General features: G+C 57.4%; 13 protein-coding genes and 1 pseudogene. 4 read left to right on the top strand and 10 right to left on the bottom strand.

Annotation, left to right across the window (positions count from 1 at the left end; genetic code table 11):
• Window positions 1–90: 90 nt before the first annotated feature.
• The 3 genes from H5P28_RS02960 to H5P28_RS02950 are packed head-to-tail and all read right to left on the bottom strand — an operon-like array spanning window position 91 to window position 3406.
• A complete protein-coding gene (locus H5P28_RS02960; protein WP_185674203.1) occupies window positions 91–1467 on the bottom strand; it encodes a sulfatase in 1377 nt (458 codons plus the stop codon).
• A 48-nt stretch (window positions 1468–1515) separates the two neighbouring features.
• Window positions 1516–2520, bottom strand: a complete 1005-nt coding sequence (locus H5P28_RS02955) for a Gfo/Idh/MocA family protein (protein WP_185674202.1) — start codon at window positions 2518–2520, stop codon at window positions 1516–1518.
• Window positions 2513–3406 carry a sugar phosphate isomerase/epimerase family protein gene (locus H5P28_RS02950; RefSeq protein ID WP_185674201.1) on the bottom strand — a complete coding sequence of 298 codons (894 nt, stop codon included), beginning with the start codon at window positions 3404–3406 and terminating at the stop codon, window positions 2513–2515. The genes H5P28_RS02955 and H5P28_RS02950 overlap by 8 nt, the downstream gene beginning before the upstream one ends.
• A gap of 464 nt (window positions 3407–3870) precedes the next feature.
• Here H5P28_RS02950 and H5P28_RS02945 point away from each other — a divergent pair, with 464 nt between their 5' ends.
• From H5P28_RS02945 to H5P28_RS20085, 4 genes and pseudogenes are all read left to right on the top strand, one after another.
• The gene (locus H5P28_RS02945) at window positions 3871–5286 is read left to right on the top strand and encodes an autotransporter-associated beta strand repeat-containing protein (protein WP_185674200.1); all 1416 of its coding nucleotides are present in this window, start codon (window positions 3871–3873) and stop codon (window positions 5284–5286) included.
• A gap of 152 nt (window positions 5287–5438) precedes the next feature.
• Window positions 5439–6416, top strand: coding sequence for a dihydrodipicolinate synthase family protein (locus H5P28_RS02940; protein ID WP_185674199.1), 978 nt, complete (start codon window positions 5439–5441; stop codon window positions 6414–6416).
• Between the two features lie 637 nt (window positions 6417–7053).
• A complete protein-coding gene (locus H5P28_RS02935) occupies window positions 7054–7896 on the top strand; it encodes a helix-turn-helix domain-containing protein (protein WP_185674198.1) in 843 nt (280 codons plus the stop codon).
• Window positions 7897–8037: 141 nt separating this feature from the next.
• Window positions 8038–8388, top strand: a pseudogene (locus H5P28_RS20085) (integrase core domain-containing protein).
• A gap of 102 nt (window positions 8389–8490) precedes the next feature.
• On the opposite strand, the gene H5P28_RS02920 reads toward H5P28_RS20085, so the two are convergent.
• From H5P28_RS02920 to H5P28_RS02890, 7 genes are all read right to left on the bottom strand, one after another.
• Window positions 8491–9048 carry a DUF3347 domain-containing protein gene (locus H5P28_RS02920; RefSeq protein ID WP_185674196.1) on the bottom strand — a complete coding sequence of 186 codons (558 nt, stop codon included), beginning with the start codon at window positions 9046–9048 and terminating at the stop codon, window positions 8491–8493.
• Window positions 9049–9203: 155 nt separating this feature from the next.
• Window positions 9204–12977 carry an efflux RND transporter permease subunit gene (locus H5P28_RS02915; protein ID WP_185674195.1) on the bottom strand — a complete coding sequence of 1258 codons (3774 nt, stop codon included), beginning with the start codon at window positions 12975–12977 and terminating at the stop codon, window positions 9204–9206.
• Window positions 12970–14892: an efflux RND transporter periplasmic adaptor subunit gene (locus tag H5P28_RS02910; protein WP_185674194.1), complete on the bottom strand. Its 1923-nt coding sequence runs from the start codon at window positions 14890–14892 to the stop codon at window positions 12970–12972. The genes H5P28_RS02915 and H5P28_RS02910 overlap by 8 nt, the downstream gene beginning before the upstream one ends.
• Window positions 14885–16213: a TolC family protein gene (locus tag H5P28_RS02905; protein ID WP_185674193.1), complete on the bottom strand. Its 1329-nt coding sequence runs from the start codon at window positions 16211–16213 to the stop codon at window positions 14885–14887. The genes H5P28_RS02910 and H5P28_RS02905 overlap by 8 nt, the downstream gene beginning before the upstream one ends.
• A 251-nt stretch (window positions 16214–16464) precedes the next feature.
• A complete protein-coding gene (locus H5P28_RS02900; protein WP_185674192.1) occupies window positions 16465–17736 on the bottom strand; it encodes a type II secretion system F family protein in 1272 nt (423 codons plus the stop codon).
• A 115-nt stretch (window positions 17737–17851) separates the two neighbouring features.
• A complete protein-coding gene (gene gspE, locus H5P28_RS02895) occupies window positions 17852–19546 on the bottom strand; it encodes a type II secretion system ATPase GspE (RefSeq protein ID WP_185674191.1) in 1695 nt (564 codons plus the stop codon).
• Window positions 19547–19555: 9 nt separating this feature from the next.
• Window positions 19556–20638 carry a type IV pilus twitching motility protein PilT gene (locus H5P28_RS02890; RefSeq protein WP_185674190.1) on the bottom strand — a complete coding sequence of 361 codons (1083 nt, stop codon included), beginning with the start codon at window positions 20636–20638 and terminating at the stop codon, window positions 19556–19558.
• Between the last annotated feature and the right edge of the window lie 36 nt (window positions 20639–20674).

Genomic DNA, 20674 nt, shown 5'->3' with positions numbered 1-20674 from the left:
CTGGTTCTCAACAAGAGCACATCAGACCAGAAAATGCGCAAAAAATGCCCCGAAAGACCCGTGCATTTTCAACAGTAACGCGCCCACACCCTAAGTCTTACGCGTCGCGGCATTCATCCCTTGTCGCCATTCTTGGATCGTTTGCCACTGCGCGGTATCGGCGGTGAGGGGATCGAAGCGGCTCGGGTCAGTGTCTATATAAAGTCGCCGAAAAAAGGCTTCGTCGCACTCGGGATTGGGCGTGTTGGACTGCACATCGTTGCTCTGGCGCCAGGCTTCGAGTGCCGCCCGCATCGCTGCCAGGCGGCCCGGCTCTTCAACCGAGAGATCGAGGCTCTCGCCAATGTCCGCTGACAAATCGTAAAGTTCGGCTCTTGCCTCATCATACATCTCAACCAGCAGCCAATCACCCTCGCGCATCGCACCGCTGGGGCGCCCCCCTTGGTTGGTGTAGTGGGGGAAATGCCAGAATAGCGGACGCTCAGGCATGTCGCCCCCAAGCAGGCCAGCCGCGAAGCTGACGCCATCGAGCCCATCTGGCGGCGAGGCCCCTGCCAACTCCATCAGTGTGGGGATCCAATCAACGTTATTAACGGGCGTATCAATCACACGACCAGCAGGCACGCGGCCCGGCCAGCGGACAATGAGCGGCACGCGTTGGCCGCCCTCATAGACATAACCCTTTCCAGCGCGAAAAGGAGTGTTGTGTGTCACGCGTTGGTGTTCGAGTTCGGGCACGTGCAAGCCGCCATTGTCCGAGGTAAAAACGACAATAGTATTCTCAGCCAGCCCGTAGGCTTCCAGTTTGTCCAGAAGCAGGCCGACAGTGGTGTCGAGCGTCTCGACAAGCGCGGCATAAACCGGCTCAAAGGCGTCCTTATGTTTCTCAACAAGATCCGCCCGCGCGCAATAAGGAATGTGCGGGGTGAAATGACCGAGATAGGCGACAAAGGGCTGATCGCGGTTTTCCTCGATGAAACGGAGAGTCTCGCCGGTGAGCTCGAATTCGGCCTTGCCACCCTCGCTGGCCGAAGGCTCCGTGTCCTTGGCATCCCCCGGATGATAGACAAAATCGAAGCCGTGTTCGCGAGGCCCAGGCTCACTGCCGATGTGCCACTTGCCAATAAGGCCTGTGACGTAGCCGAGTTCTTTAAAGTAGCGGGGCCAGGTCTTAATGCTCAACGGGACGTGCATCATGATCTCCGGGTGTAGCACGCGCTGGCTGGCCGCGTCCGGACGACCGGGTAGAAAGGTCGTCAGGTGCAGCCGGGCGGGGTTGAGCCCGGTGAGTATACCAGCGCGGGAGGCAGAACAGATGGCTTGCGAGGCATAGGCCGAGGTAAAACGCGTTCCCTCACGCGCAAGCCGGTCGAGATTGGGCGTGCAGTGATCTTCGCGCCCGTAGCAATGAAGATCGTTGATGCCAAGGTCGTCGCAGAGGATGAAGATAATGTTGGGCTGGTTCATAGGGGATAGTATTATTATCGCAACAATTTCGTTATTGGGAGACACGCCTCAAGGGTTATTCCGAATCGATGACACATAATCGACCGGACTCTTTAGGGCAGCGGAACGCAACATGGCATCCATGACTTCCATGGCGGCCAACCCCTCACTTCCGCCAGTCTCAGGCTCACGCTCACCCCGGCAGCAGGCGACGAACTCCTCAAACTCATCCCGCACGGTATTATTCTGTTCCACCTGAATAGGTTCCCGCTCGATCGACCGGCTTTTCTGATTATAAACCACCGTTTCGGTATCGCTGAAAAGGTTTCCGGTCGTTCCAAGAATATTCAGAGAACGTACCCTCGGGATGCAGTAGGCGTTCGTAAACATCGCACTAACTGCATTTCCGAATTTCAAATGGGCTAGGCAAAGGTCCTTCGCTTCTCCCTCCATCGCCGCATTACTGATCCACGCCTGTACCATTTCCGGCGGACCAAAAATCGAATGAAGAATGTCGATCGCATGGATACCGATCTGGGCAAGGGCCAGGGAAGGCGTCCTCTCAGGATCGTAACGCCACCCCTGATTGCCTGACAAGAGACCCGCCTCTGACGTATAGCAGATTTCCGCCATCAAGGGCTGTCCAAGCACGCCGTCCTCCAGCATCTTTTTCATCAGCCGGAACCGGAGTTCCCGTCGACTGTTATGCCCCACGAAAAGTACCACGTTGGCGTGTCGGGCCGCTTCGATCATTGCCCGGCATTCATCCGGGTTGGATGCCATGGGTTTCTCGACAAACACATGAAGTCCTCGGCTGGCAGCGCGAACAACCTGATCACGGTGCAAGAAGTTGGGCGTTAAAACCAAGACCGCCTCCAGTCCCGGCAAACCGAAGAGTTCCTCCTCGCTCGTGACGGCCGGTATGCCCGTTTCCTTCGAGAAGGCTTCGCGCTCTGCCCGGAGGGGACTATAGCAGCCGACAAGCTCCATCCCGGAGACTTCGCGTAAAGACTTAACACAAATCGATGCCCAAGTCCCTGTCCCCAAGAGGGCGACTCTAAGTGGCTTATCCATGATTTTTCGTATGTATTATTTGTTCAAGATAGCGGGCGGTATGTCGCGTTGCTGCCTCCTTGTCAGGGGCCGGGATATGATGCTCGATCATCAATGGACCACGATACCCGTAACTCCACAGGGCCTGCGTCAATACCGTCCAATCCACTTGTCCCCGCCCGGCCAACACATACTCCCACTTGGGCGGACAGAGCACAAGGTCTCTCACATGAACCCCGTTAATGAGCCCGGCTACCTGCTCCAACTCGGCGGTCAAAACGCTTACGGGATCCGTGAACGCGCGGTTGGCCGTAGCGTTTCCCAACCATAAGGCTCGCCCGCATAGTGAGTTGCAGGGGTCCCAGAGCATATGCAAGGCGGGGTGGTCGGCGGCCTCAATAAGCTGTGCCGTTGCCAGCCCTGTATCTCCCCAACACTGATAGCCAACCTCTACGGAAATGGTCAAGCCCGCCCTGGCCGCCATGTCAGCCATTTGACGCAATGCGGCGCAAATGGCTTTCACCGGGGCGGATGGACTGAGCCCTCCCGCCGTGCTCGGAGGGAGGGCCCCCAGAGCTTTGGCCCAGGAAAAGAGCGAAATATCTTTCGCACCGATTCGTCGAGCTGCCGCCAGGCATTTGGGGAACGCTTCATTGATGACCCGACCGATGTCCTTTTCGTCAAAGAGGCCCTTATTAATACCAGGGGAGATCACATCGAAGCGGCAAACTCCGCCTTTGCGCAAACTTTCCAGCCAGCGATGCTCCTCCTCGGGCACATCCGGGTAGCGCCGCTGATTAATCATACGCAGCGTATAGGTACGTATTCCGAGACCTTGCGCCACAGGCAACGCCCGGCGCGGATCCCAGTCAATTTCATCTAGGACCAGATGGATGGGAAAGTTCATAGAGGCAAGCTTAGGCAACTCAAAAATCAGGCAACGGACATGCGAATTATAAGATGTTAATCGGGCAACTTTTCGGGGCTGGTCAGGCCGACACCGAGCATACCGGACTACATAAGGGCAGGCACATTCTACCACCAGTATGACGTTTTTAATATAGCAATCATCTGCCATAGAATACTCATTTTACGTCACTTCTCCCCATAAACCCAGACTCCCCCTGTGTCTGAAGCCAAGATCGTGCATTCTCATAAACACGGGCGACAGGGTAAACATAACCTTCCCAATAGGTTTCCAATGACAGTCACCTCACGGGAAGTGCCTCCTATTGAGCGAAATACCCATGGTTGAAAATACCAATTCACTGATTTCTTATGCTGATGACGAAATTGGGGAAATCCACTAGTATTCGTTCACTGAGTTTTGTTACCAGCGTTGGAACTCAAACCAAAACCCCATAATCACCTATGAAAAGAAAATATCCCGTTAGGTTTATTTCAACTGCCTCACTCGGAAGCGCTCTCTTGCTGGCGCTATCGGCCACCCCCTCCCCTGCCGCAGACTCTACCTGGACCGGTGCCAACAGCACGGTTTATAATGATATCGCCAATTGGACGAACGGAGTGCCGGGAAGCTTCGACCTTGCGATATTCTCCGGCACGACCACGGCCAACCAACCCTACCTCTCTACAGGCGCGGATATAGGTGGCATCCAGTTTTTAACTGAAACCGGCGGCTGGACCCTAGACAGCGACGGCAGCATAATCACCCTCGGCAATAAGGGCATCAACACGACAGGCCAGACCAGTGGAACCAACACCATTGACGCCCCGATCCGCATGAACATGGGCCAGGGCCAACAAGCCTGGACCGTGACCTCCGGATCGACGCTCGTGCTCCAAAGAACCTTATATGACGTGAGCACGAATGTGAACTCAAGGCTCACCGTCGATGGTAACGGAACCGTGGTGTTCCAGACCACGAATACCTTCGTCTCTCAATTGCTGCTCAACGGGAATACAACCACTCTCTCGCTAGAAGCTGACGGTGCTTTGGGGACAGGGGAATTGATCCTGAACGGCGGTATAATCAATAGCGTCGGCGCCCGAACCCTCACCAACAGCTCCATCAGATTGATCGGTAACGTCAGCTTCACCGGAAGTAACTTGACCACAAATGCGGATGTCAGGATTGCGTATGCCGGCGGAGCCTTGCGTACTCTTACTATCGAAAACAACACGACTATCAACGGTGTCATCAGCGATTATACCGGAGACGCTGCCGGCTTTAATAAACAAGGGGCGGGAACACTGACCTTGGGCGGCGCGAACACCTACACAGCCGGCACCAGCGTGTCGGATGGCACCCTGATCGTCAACGGCGACCAATCCGCGGCCTCAGGCGACTTCGTCGTTCTTTCCGGTGCCACACTCGGCGGCTCGGGCATCATCGGAGGTAACACCAGCATTGCGGGCATCCTCACTCCGGGCAACAGCGCCGGCACTCTGACCTTCGTGGATAATGTTACCCTGGAGTCCACCGCTGAGGTCAACATTGAAGTCACCGGGGCTTCTGCGGGCGAATACGACCAGTTAGCCGGAGACGGAGCCAACACATTAAACCTGGATGGGACCCTGATCATCGATAACACCGGCTATACGGCGATGCTCGGAGACACGATCACGATACTTAGCGGCTGGGATACGATTACCGGCTCCTTTACCTTGATCGAAGGTATCGATCTTGGTGATGGCCTCTATTGGGACACGTCCGCGCTAGCCACGTCCGGCATCCTGAAAGTCGTGCCAGAACCCTCAACCTCCGCCATGCTCATTGGCCTGGGAGCATTGACGATTACTTTCATCCGCCGTCGCCGCCCGTAAGCCTGAAGGTCTGTCCCCGGTAAGCACATAGTAAAAACAAATCGGCCCGCTGCGATAAAGGTTCATATTTAAATTTATAGTAATATTATATACTATAAAATACATTAAATAGTTAACAATAAAACCAGTTCGCAGGCTGCACTTTAATAATCATGAAATCGAATCAAGTACAATATTCACCACAGGTAGAAAATAACTGGAAGACCCATCCATGGGCGGGCGTCTTCGCGGCGACACTCTGCCCGTTTCATGACGATGAGTCGATAGATGAAGAAGGACTTCGCTCCTACCTGAAAGACGTTATCGCCGTAGACGGCATCAAGGGGATAGTGACAAATGGCCACACCGGAGAGATCATGTCGCTCCTGCCAGAGGAAAGGGCCCGCGTAACCCGCATCGCTGCCGAAGTGGCGAACGGAAAAAAAGTCATTTCCGGCTTGAGCGCCGAAGGAAGCCTCGAAGCGATAGAGCATGCCATCGCAGCCAAGGAAGCCGGAGCGGATGCCATCCTGCTCATGCCGCCGCACCACTGGCTCCGGTTTGGCCGATCAAGCGAGACGGCCATCGGATTCATGCGCGACGTGGCTGAAGGTGCCAATATCAATATCATGGTGCACCAATATCCGGCCTGGACAAAGGCCGGCTATACGCTCGATGAGATGAAGGAAATGATCAAGATCCCGCAAGTCGTAGGGATCAAGATGGGGACGCGAGAAATGGCCCGTTGCCGCTACGACTACGAGAAACTCAAGGAAATTGAGCCGGACAAGCCGATCATCACCTGCCATGACGAATATCTCTTGGCCACCTTACTGGAGGCGGCCGACGGCGCGCTTGTGGGCTTTGCCGGATTTGCTCCTGAACTGATCGTTCAGTTGGCACACGCCGCGCTCAATGGCGACCTTGCCGGGGCCCGCAAGGCTCAGGCTCTGGTCGATCCCTTGGCCCGAATTATCTACAGTTTCGGAGAGCCCAGCAGCGAGGCGCACCAACGCATGAAATGCGCACGCTGGCTGATGGGCAAGCTCTCCAGTCCCCTCATTCGCAGACCCCTGCGTCCGCTCTCGCAAGCAAAGGTTGATACCATCCGACAAGAGCTTGAAGCCATTGGCGTCAAGTGCCTGCGCTAGGCCGATAGCTTACCTGAAAAGCACCGATGCCTCCAACGACTGTTGCTGATATGTTCTAAAATTACGGCTCTCGCCATAAATCCCTCCAAGCGGCATGGAGGGGGTCGAGATTATGTCACGCAGCAGCTAGGCCCAACTAATCCCGGCTGCAAAATAGCACATGTAACGATTAAGGATGGAGCTATTGTGCCATTTAGGCAGGTATTGGATGTCTTTTCGGACTGCCAATACCTGCTTTTTTTAAAAGGAGACCAGCTGTGGCAAGGTCTGTTACCCTAGAGAAGGGATGTTCCAGTAGGCTTGCGGTGGCCGAACTGGGGGCATCAGGGATCGGAGATTATTTATCCCCGAAAGAATCGGGAACGAACAGAGGAACGCTTAACTCCGCACGCTCATCTCGCGCCTGCTAAGCTAAACTCTCAAAGCGGCATAAAATAGGGCACTCCGCTTACCCGCCTTTTGCAAGAACGAGTTGCTGTACTCATGCGGGATTGCAAAATATTTCTCCGGGATCCTTGAGGCTAACCGAAGTCCCCTGAAAAGCATATATAGCGGCCTCTTAACCTCTTGTGCATCTCGGACATATCCATAAGGGTTATTTTTGACAAGGCGCTTCATTCTGTAAATAATTCTCGTTATGCTAAGACACTTTAATTATGGTCATCGTGACTTTAGATTGCTCCCGGATGTAGCCTCTATTCGATACAATTGGATATTTTTAGTGTCGTTTGACGGAAGTTTGCGCCCCAAACTAACTACGCCGAAAAAAGGGTCCCCTGAAATCTCAAAATCCGCCAATTTCTTTATAATACCCCCAGATACCAAGTACGTATTAATAGCAAGTAAACCTTCATGCTTCCGGGCAGCCTTTCACTTCTCCCATGTCTCCGATTTATTGCGGAAAGTCGTAACGAAGCATGGTTTATACTGGCAAACACTTAGTGAAGAACTGCTTCAGCAGGTGAAGAAAATCGCCGAAGAGATCAAACCACATTTCGACGGGCCGACCGAACTATCATCATTGGCATTTGAGTTGGCGCTATTGCAATTGTCGATGCTGGCACTGCGAGAATTCAAATTTGAGAAAGTCACCCCCCTCGACAACATAGGAAGACAGCGCGTTGTTGACGCGGTCGCCTGGTTTTCCGAGCACATCGACGAGTCCCCTTCGCTATCGGACATCGCAGGCATTGTGCATGTCTCACCAACTCAGCTACGAAGACATTTTTACGAAGAATTCGGAAAAAGCCCTAAGCCCATATTCATAAAACTACGTATGCAGCGAGCCGCCCAATTACTATCGACGACCTCCGATACGCTGGATCAAATTGCGGAACAATGTGGTTTCCAAACCGCAACAGATTTCTGCCGATCGTTCAAAAAGGAATTTAACGTAACTCCAAACCGTTGGCGTCACGACATAAACGCCTCATCGAATGTGGATAAAGCGGCATTATCACTCAAAGACATATGGAAATGACCGTGGTCGGTCCCTTGGATGTGGCAGGACTTCAACATGTGGCGTGACCTCCTAGAACCGTACCATTGCGTTTGAGACACTGGCGGGTAGAACCCGACCAGTTGTTGAACATCAAAGTTCTGGAGCAGGTGAACGCAAAAAATGGTAAGCCCGGGGCACATCCGATCCGATAACGGGCCGGAGTTTATCGCCACGACGACCAAGGATTACCTGGAATCCAAACACATCAAAACCCTCTTTATTGAGCCGGGCTCGCCCTGGCAAAACCCGCAGGTGGAGAGCTTCCACAACCGCTTGCAGGACGTACCGAACCTGTGCTGACAAGCGCGGCGACACTCGAGCACAGCGAAGACATGCCTCAAGCAGGAGTGGTTCCTCTCTGTGACTCAAGCGCGCGTCGTTATCGAAAACTGGCAACGTAAATATAACTGCCAGCATCCGCATAGTCGTTTGGGCTTTATATCCCCCGACGCCTTTGCCAAACTCTGGTAGCAAGCCAAGGGAGTGCTTGGCTCCGTTCGCCCTACGGGCTCTCTGCACCAAGCACTCCCTCAAGCCACAATACAACCAACATAAGCATACCCAACCAGTGTCTCATCGTGCTGGTACGAAAACAGGGGGCCGACCAAGGGCGTTCATCTCAGAGGTTTCACCAGCAATTTGTTTCTGGACGCTACCGCAGCGCAGCATCTTCTGGCCGTAATAAGGGTTGGCCACGCTCTTGTCGTCCTGAATCCAGCTAGCTCCCTTACCGTCGAAAGCCATTGGACAGTGGAGCAGGTACAGGCTGGAGTCATCGCTCACACCGACATGCGTAATCAGGCGTTCCATTCCGACCGAAAGGCCCTGGAAAGCTTCACGGGCAGCGGCTAGATCCTTGGCCCCGGCTATCGCCTGCGCGAGCTTGCTTAGGTGCTCGTCTGCTCGCCCGGCACCTTTGCTCGCATCAGGCGCTTTATCCATGACGGCGAGGAAGCCCTTGGCTCCTTTTTGGGCAGCCGGGAGATCGTCCGCCGCGAGGCCTTTTTCGATGCTCAAGTAGCCGGGGACGAGTGCACTGACAAAGCCCGGCGCAAGGACTTCATCGCCCGCGTGAAGCAGATTCGTTAACAGGAGCGAAAGCCCGAGGGCCAGGATGTTTTTGGTTTTCATGATCGGGTTGATTTGAGTTTTAGAGCGTTTCAAAAAAATGCTGTGGTCACAGTATTTGAATGGCTAATTGCTAATTGTTGGATGCGAAACGTAGAAAAGAACAATTAGCCATTTAACTATTTAGCCATTCGGTCTTTGAGCAGGCGGCTACGACTCTATTTAAACCGCGCTAATGAGTGTGAGATTTCGGCCATCCCGCAGTAAAGCACGGGCACTACGAAGATGGTGAGGATGGCCAGCAGCATACCGCCGAAGGAAGGAATCGCCATGGGCACCATAATGTCTGAGCCGCGTCCGACCGAAGTGAGCACCGGCATGAGCGCAAGAATGGTGGTGGCGCTGGTCATCATGGCCGGTCGCACACGGCGGTCACCCGCCTCGACGGTGGCGGCGCGGATTTCCTCAAGACTTTGAGGATTTTTTTCGCGGAAGATTTGCTGAAGGTAGGTGCAAACGATAACGCCGTTGTCCGTGGCGATGCCGAAGAGCGCGAGGAATCCGACCCATACGGCCACGCTGAGGTTAACCGTGCCCATCTGGAACAGCTCCCGCAGGTTATGCCCGAAGAGGCTGAAGTCCAGGAACCAGGGCTGGCCGTACAGCCAGATCAAGATAAAGCCACCGGACCAGGCGAAAAGAATACCGGAGAAGACCAGCAGCGTCGTGGATATACGCTTGAACTGGAAGTACAGGATCAGCCAGATCGCGAAAAGGGCGATGGGCAGGACAATGCGGAGCCTTTTCTCGGCGCGCACCTGGTTCTCGTAGTTGCCGGTGAACTTGTAGCTGACCCCGGCGGGGATGACCAGTTCGCCGCTGTCGATTTTATCGAGAATAAACTGCTGAGCCTGCTCGACGACTTCCACCTCGGCGTAGCCCTCGCGCTTGTCGAAAATGACGTAGCCGACGAGGAAAGTGTCCTCACTCTTGATGACCTGCGGGCCGCGCACGTAGTCGATGCTCGCCAGTTCACGGAGCGGAATCTGGGTCCCATCAGGCGCGGCGACAAGGATGTCCTCTATTGACTCGATCGTGTCGCGAAGCTCGCGCATGTAGCGCACACGAACCGGGTAGCGCTCGCGCCCTTCCACAGTCTGGGTGATCGGCTTGCCGCCGATGGCGACCTCGATCACGTCCTGCACGGTTTTGATTTTGATGCCGTAGCGGGCGATGGCGTCACGGTCGATATCGATTTCCAGATAGGGCTTGCCCACGATGCGGTCAGCCAGCACGGCCTCGGCTTTGATGGACGGTACCTGCTTCAGGTATGCCTCGATCTCCAGGGCCACCTTCTCCAGTGTCTCCAGGTTCGGGCCGAAGACTTTCAGGCCCATAGGAGCGCGCATGCCGCTCTGGAGCATGACGATGCGCGCCGCTATCGGCTGGAGCTTGGGAGCCGAGGTCGTCCCGGGGATGGTCGCGGCCTTGACGATCTCGTCCCAGATGTCATCGGGGCTCTTGATCTGGTCGCGCCATTGGCGGTAGGGTCGCCCGTCTTTGTCGGGGATCAACTCCCCGGCCTCGTCGCGCTCGAAGGCTCCGGCGCCCTTGTCATAGGCGAAAGTGAGGATGCGCCCGTTCTCGTCGGTGATGTACTCGGACTTATAGGAGATGATGGTTTCGATCATTGAGATGGGCGCCGGGTCGAGCGGACTTTCCACGCGTCCCAGTTTTCCAACCGCGTTCTCGACTTCAGGGATGGCGTTGATGGCCATGTCCTGCTTACTTAGTACGTCCATGACCTCGCCGATGGAGGCATGCGGCATGGTCGTGGGCATGAGCAGGTAGGAGCCTTCGTCCAGGGCGGGCATGAACTCCTTGCCCAAGCCCGGTACAGCATGGGCCATCGCCACGTAGGGCCTCGATTGGCGGATGGACTCCGGCAACCAGCCAACGACCTTACCCCACCCCATCCAGACGGTGAAGCCAAAGGCAACGATCAGGCAACTCAGGGCGATGAAAGCGGCCTTGAACCGCAAGAGGAAGGTCAGCATCCGTGCATAAAACCTGATAAAGAGCAGGAAGAAGCCGAGCAGGCCGCCCACGGCAATCAGTACAAAGAGAATGTTATGCAGATGCTGCTCAGGGCCGAGCGGCTTCCAGTCCGCCGCCAACCATACCGCAACCAGTACGGCCACGATGAAATTGAAGGCGAAGAAAACGCCCTTGCGTACCTTTTGCGGGATGGCTGATCCCGCCAGGTGAAAGCTGGCAACCACAACCATAAGCAACCCCAGCCAGCCCGGGAACCAACTGACCAGCAGCGCCCCCAGCAGGCCGATCACGCCAATGCCACCCCAGAGGCCGTATTTTGACCACGTAGATTTATAGCGCCCGGCAATGAACCAGTGTGCCAGCGGCGGAATAATCGTAAGCGCCACCACAATCGAGCCGATCAGCGCGAAGGTCTTGGTGTAGGCCAGGGGGCGGAACAGCTTGCCCTCGGCCGCCTCCATCGTGAAGACCGGCAAAAAGCTGATAACGGTCGTCAACACCGCTGTCACCACGGCGCTTCCGACCTCGGCGCAGGCGCGGTAGACGACCTCCAGACGATTCTCGTCCGGGGCCGAGTCGTCGAGATGTTTGAGGATGTTTTCGATCAGCACCACCCCCATGTCCACAATAGTCCCGATGGCGATGGCGATCCCGGAGAGGGCGACCACGTTGGCGTCCACCCCAAAGAGCTTCATCCCGATGAAAGCGAACAGCACGGCCAGTGGCAGCACGCCGGAAATGAGTGCGGCGCTTCGCAGATGCAGCACCATGAGCACGACCACAATGATCGTGACAAGAATCTGCTGGCGGACGGCATCCTCCAGCGTCCCGAGCGTTTCGTAGATAAGACCGGCGCGGTCGTAGAAAGGTACGATCTCCACCTGGCTGACCGTACCGTCGGCGAGGATCTTTTTCGGCAAGCCGGGTGAGATGTCCTTGATCTTGTCTTTGACGCGCTTGATCACGGCCAGCGGATTTTCTCCGAATCGGGTGACAACGACCCCGCCCACCGCTTCCGCGCCCGCCTTGTCGAGAGCGCCCCGGCGTAGCGCCGGGCCATATTGGATCTGGGCCAGTTGATCCAGCGTTATAGGCACATTGTCCCTCTGGGTAACAACGGTCTTGCGCAGGTCGTCCAGATTCTTGATAAACCCGAGGCCGCGGATGACGTATTCGGCGGCGTTGATTTCAATCGTCCGGGCGCCCACGTCGAGGTTACTGCCACGCACGGCATCGAAGACCTCCTGAAGCGATATGTTATAGGTCCGTAAAGCGTCGGGATCGACGTCCACCTGATACTCTTTGACGTAGCCACCGATGGAGGCCACCTCGGCCACGCCGTCCACGCCCTGAAGGGCGTAGCGGACATACCAGTCCTGCACGCTACGCAGTTCCTCCGGGTCCCAGCCGCCCGCCGGTTTGCCGTCCGGGGCACGGCCTTCGAGCGTGTACCAGAAAACCTGCCCCAGGGCGGTGGCATCCGGTCCAAGCTGGGGCGAGACCCCCTGCGGCAAGGTGCCGGAAGGCAGACTATTGAGCTTTTCCAGGATGCGGCTGCGCGTCCAGTAAAACTCCACGTCCTCCTTGAAGATGATGTAGATCGATGAAAACCCGAACATTGAGTAGCTCCGGATCGTCTTGACCTCGGGCAGCCCGAGCAGGGCGGTCGTCAGCGGGTAGGTGATCTGATCCTCAATGTCCTGCGGTGAGCGCCCCATCCATTCGGTGAAAACGATTTGCTGGTTCTCGCCAATGTCGGGGATGGCATCCACCGGGACCGGGTCGCGCGGCAGGATATCCGACTCCCAGTCAAAGGGCGCCACGGCCACGCCCCACAGGATCAGGACCACGGTGAAGAGCATGACGACCAGCTTGTTCTCCAGGCAAAACCGGATCAGGCCGTTGATGGGATTAAAAGATGTTTTCTTACTCATGGCCTGCGTGGTCCTGAGCGTTGCTCTCGATCTTTTCCTTCACTTCGCCACAGCTCAGCATGGCTGCACCGAAGTACGGGTTACGCAGTGGTTCGGTGGCTTGCAGCCATTCGGCCCCGGTGTTGTTGTTCACCATCGGGCAAACCATCACAAGCAGCGGCTGCTCCAACACCTGAGGAGTTTTCTTCGCGGTGGCGATGAGGACATGGGAGAGCTTTTCAAAGGAGGGGACGCGAAAGGCGTCCAGGGTTTCGGCAGCGAGCATCTCATGCAGTAACTCCGGCAGACTGCCACTGTGTCCGGTGATGGCCATCATCGCCTTGGCCTGCGCTTTGGCCGCGTTCAGATCGTCGGAAGCAAGCGCATCCTCCATTTCCAGATAGGGCTCAATCAGCGCGGGAAGCTTCCGGGCGGGAACCTCCAGTATGACAGTCTCAACGTGTGCAGACGCTCGGTTTGCGCCCGTTGCCGGACCATCGTGGTTGTGGCCGGGCATGAGGCCGCCGCCTTCCGGGTTCATCATGCTGGGTTTGGCCTGGATTTGCAGGGCGCTATCGATCTTGAAAGCCCCGTTGGTGACTACTCGCTCCCCGGCGTCCAGCCCGGCGACGACGACGTAGTTGTCCCCGGCACGGGGTCCAAGCACGATCTCGCGGCCCTCGTAGGTGGGGCGCTCCACGTTCGGTTTTTCCACATAAACGACGGCGCGCTTGCCGGTGCGCAACACGGCCGAGGACGGGACAACGACAGGCGCGGATTCGGTGGCGTTGTCCACGTAACCGAGTTGCTCAGCAGGGACAAGGTCCATGCCGCACACATCGCACTCGCCGGGGCCATCTTTAACAATCTCCGGGTGCATCGGGCTGATCCACTTGCCCGCGAACTCCGGCGCATAGACCTTGCCGTCTTCGGCGAGGCGGGACTTGACCACGGCACGCACAAACATGCCCGGCTTCAGGCGTCCGTCCGGGTTCGGCACATTGACCCGCACAGGAATCGTGCGCGTTTTACGGTTAACCTCGGGTTCGATAAACGCAATCTGCCCCTGAAAGGTTTCACCAGGAATCGCCTCGGCGGTAAAGGACACTGCCTGCCCGTAACGCAGCCAGGGCAGGTCCGTCTCATAGGCATCCAGAAAGGCCCACAGTTCGCTCAAATCGACGATCTTGAAAAGGGGCTCACCGGTCTTGACATAATCGCCCTCCTTCACGTTCTTCGCGACAACCACGCCGCTGATGGGAGCTTTCAGTTCGAAGTGAGCTTTGGCTTCTCCGCTGTCAATGATGGCGTCTACCTGCTCGGGCAGCAAGTCCCAGAGCTGTAATTTATCTCGGGCGGCACGGGTGATCGAGCTATCAGGATCGGCCCGGTACGCGGTCAGCAACTCTCGCTGCGCCGTCAGCAGTTCAGGGCTGTAAACCACAGCCAGGTGGTCGCCCGCCTTCACGCGAATGCCCGTAAAATTGACGAACAGCTCATCTATCCGTGCCGGGAAGCGAGCGGTCAGGGACTTTTCCCGGGTCTCGTCGTAGGCCAGCTTGCCGACCAGGCGAATATCCGCCTCGGGGTATTCCTGGCTCACCTCCGAGGTCTGAATATCCGCCAACGCCCGCGAGGACTCGCTCATGCTCAGAACGCGGGGTCCGTCATCGGCGCCGGCGTCTTCGACCAGCGGAATAAGATCCATGCCGCAAATCGGGCATTGGCCCGGCTCCGGCTGGCGGATTTGCGGGTGCATCGAGCAGGTCCAGACAGTCGGCTTTTCTGCATCATCAGCCGTTTCCGCCACGACATGGCTGGCGGAGGCCGGAGCATGTTCCGGCGTGCCACCTGAAATCATCCGCCCGATAATAATCCCAACGATCAGGGCCGCCGCGGTCGTTCCTCCAAGAGTGAAAACCAGTTTTTTATTCATCGTTCTGCGTTGCGTGAAAGGTTCCTAAAATGGGCAGATTGGCCAGGGCCTGAATGGTGATGCGCTGCTGCCAGGCATCGGCCGCAGCCCTCCAGTAAAGCAGTTGCAGGTCGAGCAGTGAACGCTCGCTGTCGATCACATCAAGAATACCGATGCGCCCGCTCTCATAGTCCGAACGGCTGTTTTCCACGGCCTGCCTGGCCAGCCCCAGCAAATCCTCGCCGTAGAGCCGGAGGCGGCGGTTCGCGTCCTTCAGGCTGGCCAGGCTCGCGGACAGTTCCGCGCGAAGGGCATTGGAGCGGTTGTCGTACTCGCTTTCATAAGAGCGCTGGTTGGCCAGGGCTTCGGCCTTGGCGGCATCGTATTTGTCGAACCAGATGGGGATATTCACCGCGACCGTGAAGCCCCAGGGGTCCTGTCCGGCGTCGGGCGTATTCGGGTTGACCACCGGGTCGCCCGTCTGGATGTAGTTAAAACCCAGGGTAATGTCCGGATAGCTTTCCAGGCGGGCAATCTCCCGGCGCGCCTCCGCGCTGGATATCTTGCGCTCCAGCATTTGCAGATCGGGGTTGTTAGCCTCAATCGCTGCGACCAGAGAAGGACCATCGAGAGTAATCATTTCCGGCGCTGTCCATTCTGGCCAGGGTAGCAAGTCAGTTCCCGGCAGGGCGAGCAGTTCGCGCAGCCTGGCCGACTGGCCCACCCTTTTTTGCCGCAGGGATTGCAGACGGTCATCGATCTTCCCGATCTCAACCTTCAAACGCAGGAGAGCATTGATCTTGTCTCCTCCCCTCACCTTTTCTTCGACGATGGGCTCAAGCTTGCGCAGAAGGTTCAGATTCTCCTCAGTAATCCGGATCGCCTCCTCCATATAGCCGTACTCGTAAAATGCCACCGAGACCGTCCGGGCCAGCATCAGTTGCTGGCTTTGATAGGCGAACCAGAGTGCCTGCGCTTCGGCTGAGGCGGCATTCTCCCGACTACTCAATTTTCCAAACCAGGGGATTTTCTGGCTGAGCATGAAGATATTCTCCTGCGGGCCGGTCCGCGTCTGAACCGACTCCACAAAGTGCGTCACCTGAAACATCGGATCGGGTAAGGCCGACGCCTGTGGGATGCGCTGCATGGCGGCATCATAGCGTCGCTCAAAGGCGTCCAATTGCGGGTTCGCAGCCATCGCCTGTCTCAGGTAGTCCTCCAGCCCCGACAACTGCGGGTTTCCTGGCGCCTCGTCGGCCTCCAACAGGGGGTTGACCAACCCCACGCTCAAGGCCAGGCCCAACACTATCTTCAGCGTTTTTCTACGTCGGCTTCGGTCCATCTATGTCCATCTAAACGCAGACATGGCCCAAACCCCTCAAAAAAGATTTTTCTAGCTATTACTGAGTACCGCATTTTCTCTGGCCCAGGCAGTCAGCAGCCCACGATGGTGGCCTGACGAGCATGGTAGGCCCCGCCCTCTTCCCGTCCCTTCAGAGGCACAGTTTTTTCTTCCCCTCCTCACAGAAAAAGGCCGCCTCACGACGAGACGGCCTTTTGTTTGGCAAAGGAATAAATCGGAAGCGCTGCCTGCTAGGAGGTCAGTTGCTTGATGATTTCAATAATCGGCAGGAACAGCGCGATAACGATCGTACCGACCACAAGCGCGAGCATAACGATCATGATCGGCTCGATAATCGATGTGATACTGTTCACGGCGTTATCCACGTCGTCGTCGTAGTTGTCGGCGATGCGGTTGAGCATCTCGGGGAGCTCGCCGGTTTCCTCACCCACGTCGATCATACTCGTGACCATGGTGGGGAACACGCGCTGCTGCTCAAGCGGAGCGGCCAGCGGTTCACCGTCACGCACACGGTCGTGCACGCGGTCGAGAGCGTTGCTGAGGATGGAGTTGCCGATAATGTCGCGGGTGATCTGGAGCGCCTGCAGGATCGGCACCCCGGAGGAGAGCAGCGTCCCAAAGGTACGGGTGAAGCGCGACACCGCAGCCTTGCTGGAGAGTTCCCCGATCTTCGGAGTGTTCAGCGCGAGCCAGTCGATGATCTTGCGCCCGGGACCAGTCTTGACCACGTAACGGAAGCCAACCACCAGGGCGATAATGACACCGACCATGATACCCGCGCTGAGGAAGCTCTTCGGTGTGATCACATTACTGATATTGATCACGATCTGGGTCAACAAGGGCAGTTCGGCCCCTCCAAGCATGTCGGAGAAGATTTTCTGGAAGCGCGGGACGATGAAGATCAGCAGCAGGGCGACGATAATCACGGCTACGGCCACAACCACCAACGGATAGATCATGGCGGACTTGACCTTTTTCTTCGTCTTGAGGTTCTTTTCCATGAAACGGGCCAGACGGGAGAGCACCACGTCGAGCACACCGCCAGCCTCACCGGCGCGGATCATGTTAATGTAAATGGGCTCGAACACCTTCGGGTGCTGGGCAAGGCCATCGGAAAGGTTGTTACCGGAGCGAACGTTGTCAGCGATGGCGCTGAGGATGTCGCGGAAGCGCGGGTTTTTCTCCTGACGGATCATGACCTCAAGGCTTCGCAGCAGGGGCAGACCGGCCTGGAGCAGGGTCGCCAACTGGCGGGTAAAAATGGTCAGGCCTTCTTCGTTGATCGCCTTGCCGAAGTTGATGCCACTGGCCTTCTTGGGCTTGGCGGCGGCTTTGCCGGTAGGGCCTTTACGGGCCGGGCCACCGGTGGCGACGCTCAGCTTGCTCACCATCAGGCCGCTGGCGGAGAGCTTGCTGTTGGCCTCGTCCTCGCTGTTGGCTACGATCTTACCGGTCTTTTGCTTACCGGAGGCATCAATTGCGGTATAGTTGAATTTGGGCATGGGATAGGGAGATTCTGTTACGGTGAAACGAGCGAAGATTCAGATAAAAAGCCATTTAGGGGACGAAAACAAGCCCCCTTTTTCGGGAAGCCCGGTTCGCTCAAAGGCGGTGGGTTTAGGTGTATTTTAACACTTCCTCGATCGTGGTTGCACCATCAAAGATGTTACGCAAGCCGTCATCGCGAAGAGTGCGCATGCCCTGCTCCAGCGCTTTTTGGCGCAAGACGAGCGTGGGAGCGCGATTCGTGATCAGCTCGCGGATCTGGTCGGTGACGGAAAGCATCTCGAAGAGACCCTGGCGTCCGCGATAGCCGGTCTGGCTGCACTCGGGACAGCCGCGACCGTAGTAGAAGTGCTTGTCTGCGATGTCGAGCGGGTCAGCCCCGAGCACATCGATCAGCTCCTGGTCGGGCTCGTAGGCGGTCTTGCAGGTCGGGCAGATGCGACGGACAAGGCGCTGGGCGAGAATGCCCTCGACCGAGGCCGAGATCAGGAACGGCTCCAGCCCCATGTCGATCATACGGGTGACGGCCCCGGCGGCGTCGTTGGTGTGCAGCGTGCTGAGCACGACGTGCCCCGTCAGCGAGGCCTGCACAGCGATCTGGGCCGTTTCAAGGTCGCGGATCTCACCAACCATGATCTTGTCCGGGTCCTGACGCAGGAAGGAGCGCAGGGCCGCGGCGAAGGTCAGACCGACGGTGTGGTTGATCGCGACCTGCATGATGCCGTCGATCTCGTACTCGACCGGGTCCTCGGCAGTGAGGATCTTGATCTCGGTCTTGTTCACCTCGCGCAGCGCGGAGTACAGAGTCGTGGTCTTGCCGGAGCCGGTCGGCCCCGTCACGATAAAGATGCCGTTCGGGCGGGCAACCAGATCGCGGATATTGGCCAGCACGTCCTCGGGCATGGAGAGCTGCTCCAGGTCGAGGTTGACGACGGACTTGTCGAGCACGCGGAGCACCACACTCTCACCGAACTGCGTGGGCAGCGTGGAAACGCGCAGGTCAACCGGACGACCCGCGATGGTCATTTTGATACGACCGTCCTGCGGGATACGGCGCTCAGCGATGTTGAGGTTCGAGAGCACCTTGACGCGGGAAATAACCGGTGTGGCCAGGCTCTTCGGGGGCGGGGCCATTTCGTAGAGCGCGCCGTCGATGCGGTAGCGGATACGGAACTGGTCCTCAAAGGGCTCGAAGTGAACGTCCGAGGCCTTGTCGCGAATGGCCTGCTGGAGCACGAGGTTGACGAAACGGATGATCGGCGTCTCGTTGGCCATCGTGGCCAGCGCCGTCTCGCTCATGTCTTCATCGCCGTGAGCTTCCGGCTCGCTGCTGGCGATTTCCTCCAACAGGTCGTCGATGGAGGAGTCTTCATCGCCGTAGGTGCCGATCAGGAGGTTGTCGAGATAGTCCGGATCGGTCACGACCAGATTAATGTCCTTGCTCAGCGAGAAGGTCAGGTCGTCGATGATGTTATTGTTAAAGGGGTCCTTGGCCAGCAGGTCCACCGACTGCTCATCGGCCCGGATCGGCACCACCGCGTACATGCGGGCCACGGCGGGCTTGACCATGCGGGCGACATCCTCGGGAATCGACTGCGGGGGCACGGGCAGGTACTCGTACTGGAGGTAGTCGGCGACCATCTCAAGCAGCTCGGCCCGCTCGATCAGGCCGGAGTCGATGACGGCCTCGGCCAGCGACTTGCCGGTGGCGAGGTGGGCGTTGTTGATTTCCTCGAGCTGCGCGTTGTCGAGCTGGTCGCTCTGACGCAGGATTTCGTGGATGGTATCGTTGTGGTCTTCGAACATCTTGGGTGGCTAACTGGCAACTCCGGTGGTTTTAATGGACTGTACTTTTTTGGCCATTTCCGCCGGAAGCTGGGATTTTTCCAGGCAAGTCTCGGCGGAGATGTACCCGCGATTAAACAAGCTCAGCAAATGCGCATCGAGCGTGATCATCCCCAGGCTCCCGCCTGTCTGGATGTCGGATGCGATGCGGTAGGTCTTGTTCTCGCGAATGAGGGCTGAAATGGAATCGGTCGTGATCATGATCTCGTACCCGGCGATGAGTCCGCCACCGACGCGGCGGCAGAGCACCTGGGAGATCACGGCGACCAGGGTTGAGGCGAGCTGGGTACGCACCTGATCCTTGGTCTCGGCGGGAAAGGCGTCCACGATGCGGTCAACCGTGCGGGCTGCGCCCGTGGTGTGCAGCGTGCCAAAGACGAGGTGCCCGGTCTCGGCGGCGGAAACGGCAGCCTCGATCGTCTCCAGATCGCGCATTTCGCCCACGAGGATGACATCGGGGTCTTGGCGCAACGCCCCCCGAATGGCCTCGGCAAAGCTCGGCACGTCCACCCCGACCTCACGCTGAGTAACGAGGCACTTCTTGTGCGAGTGGTAATACTCGATCGGGTCCTCCACCGTGATGATGTGGCCGTCGCGGTTCTCGTTGATCCAGTTGACCATCGAGGCGAGCGTGGTGGATTTGCCCGAGCCGGTCGGACCGGTGACGAGGATGAGCCCGCGGGTGCGGCGCAGGAGATCCTTGATCCGGTCGGGCAGGCCGATCTCGCGCAGGTCGAAGAACTTGCTCGGGATCTGGCGCAGGACGATGCCGTAGTGGCCCTTCGATTTGAGCACGGAGACGCGGAAACGCGAATCATCCTGAAAGGAAAAGCCAAAATCCGCCCCCCCCCGGGTCTTCACCTTCTGCTGGTTGTCCTCAGAGGTAATGGCCCGCATCAGCTCCTCGGTGTCGTCGGACTGAAGCGCCGGCCCGTCCACTGGCACCATCGATCCGCCCGTGCGCAGAGTTGGCGGCTGGCCGACATGCAAATGCAGGTCGGAAGCGCCCTCCTCCACCATGAGGTTGAGCAGATCGTTCATTTCGTAGCCCATGGAGCTGTGTGATTACGGGGTATACAGGGGGTCGTA

Origin of the sequence: Ruficoccus amylovorans (assembly GCF_014230085.1) — a bacterium.
Classification (GTDB): Bacteria; Verrucomicrobiota; Verrucomicrobiia; order Opitutales; family Cerasicoccaceae; genus Ruficoccus; species Ruficoccus amylovorans.
Note: the sequence above shows the minus strand (reverse complement) of the source record. Positions and strands in the feature narration are given on the sequence as shown.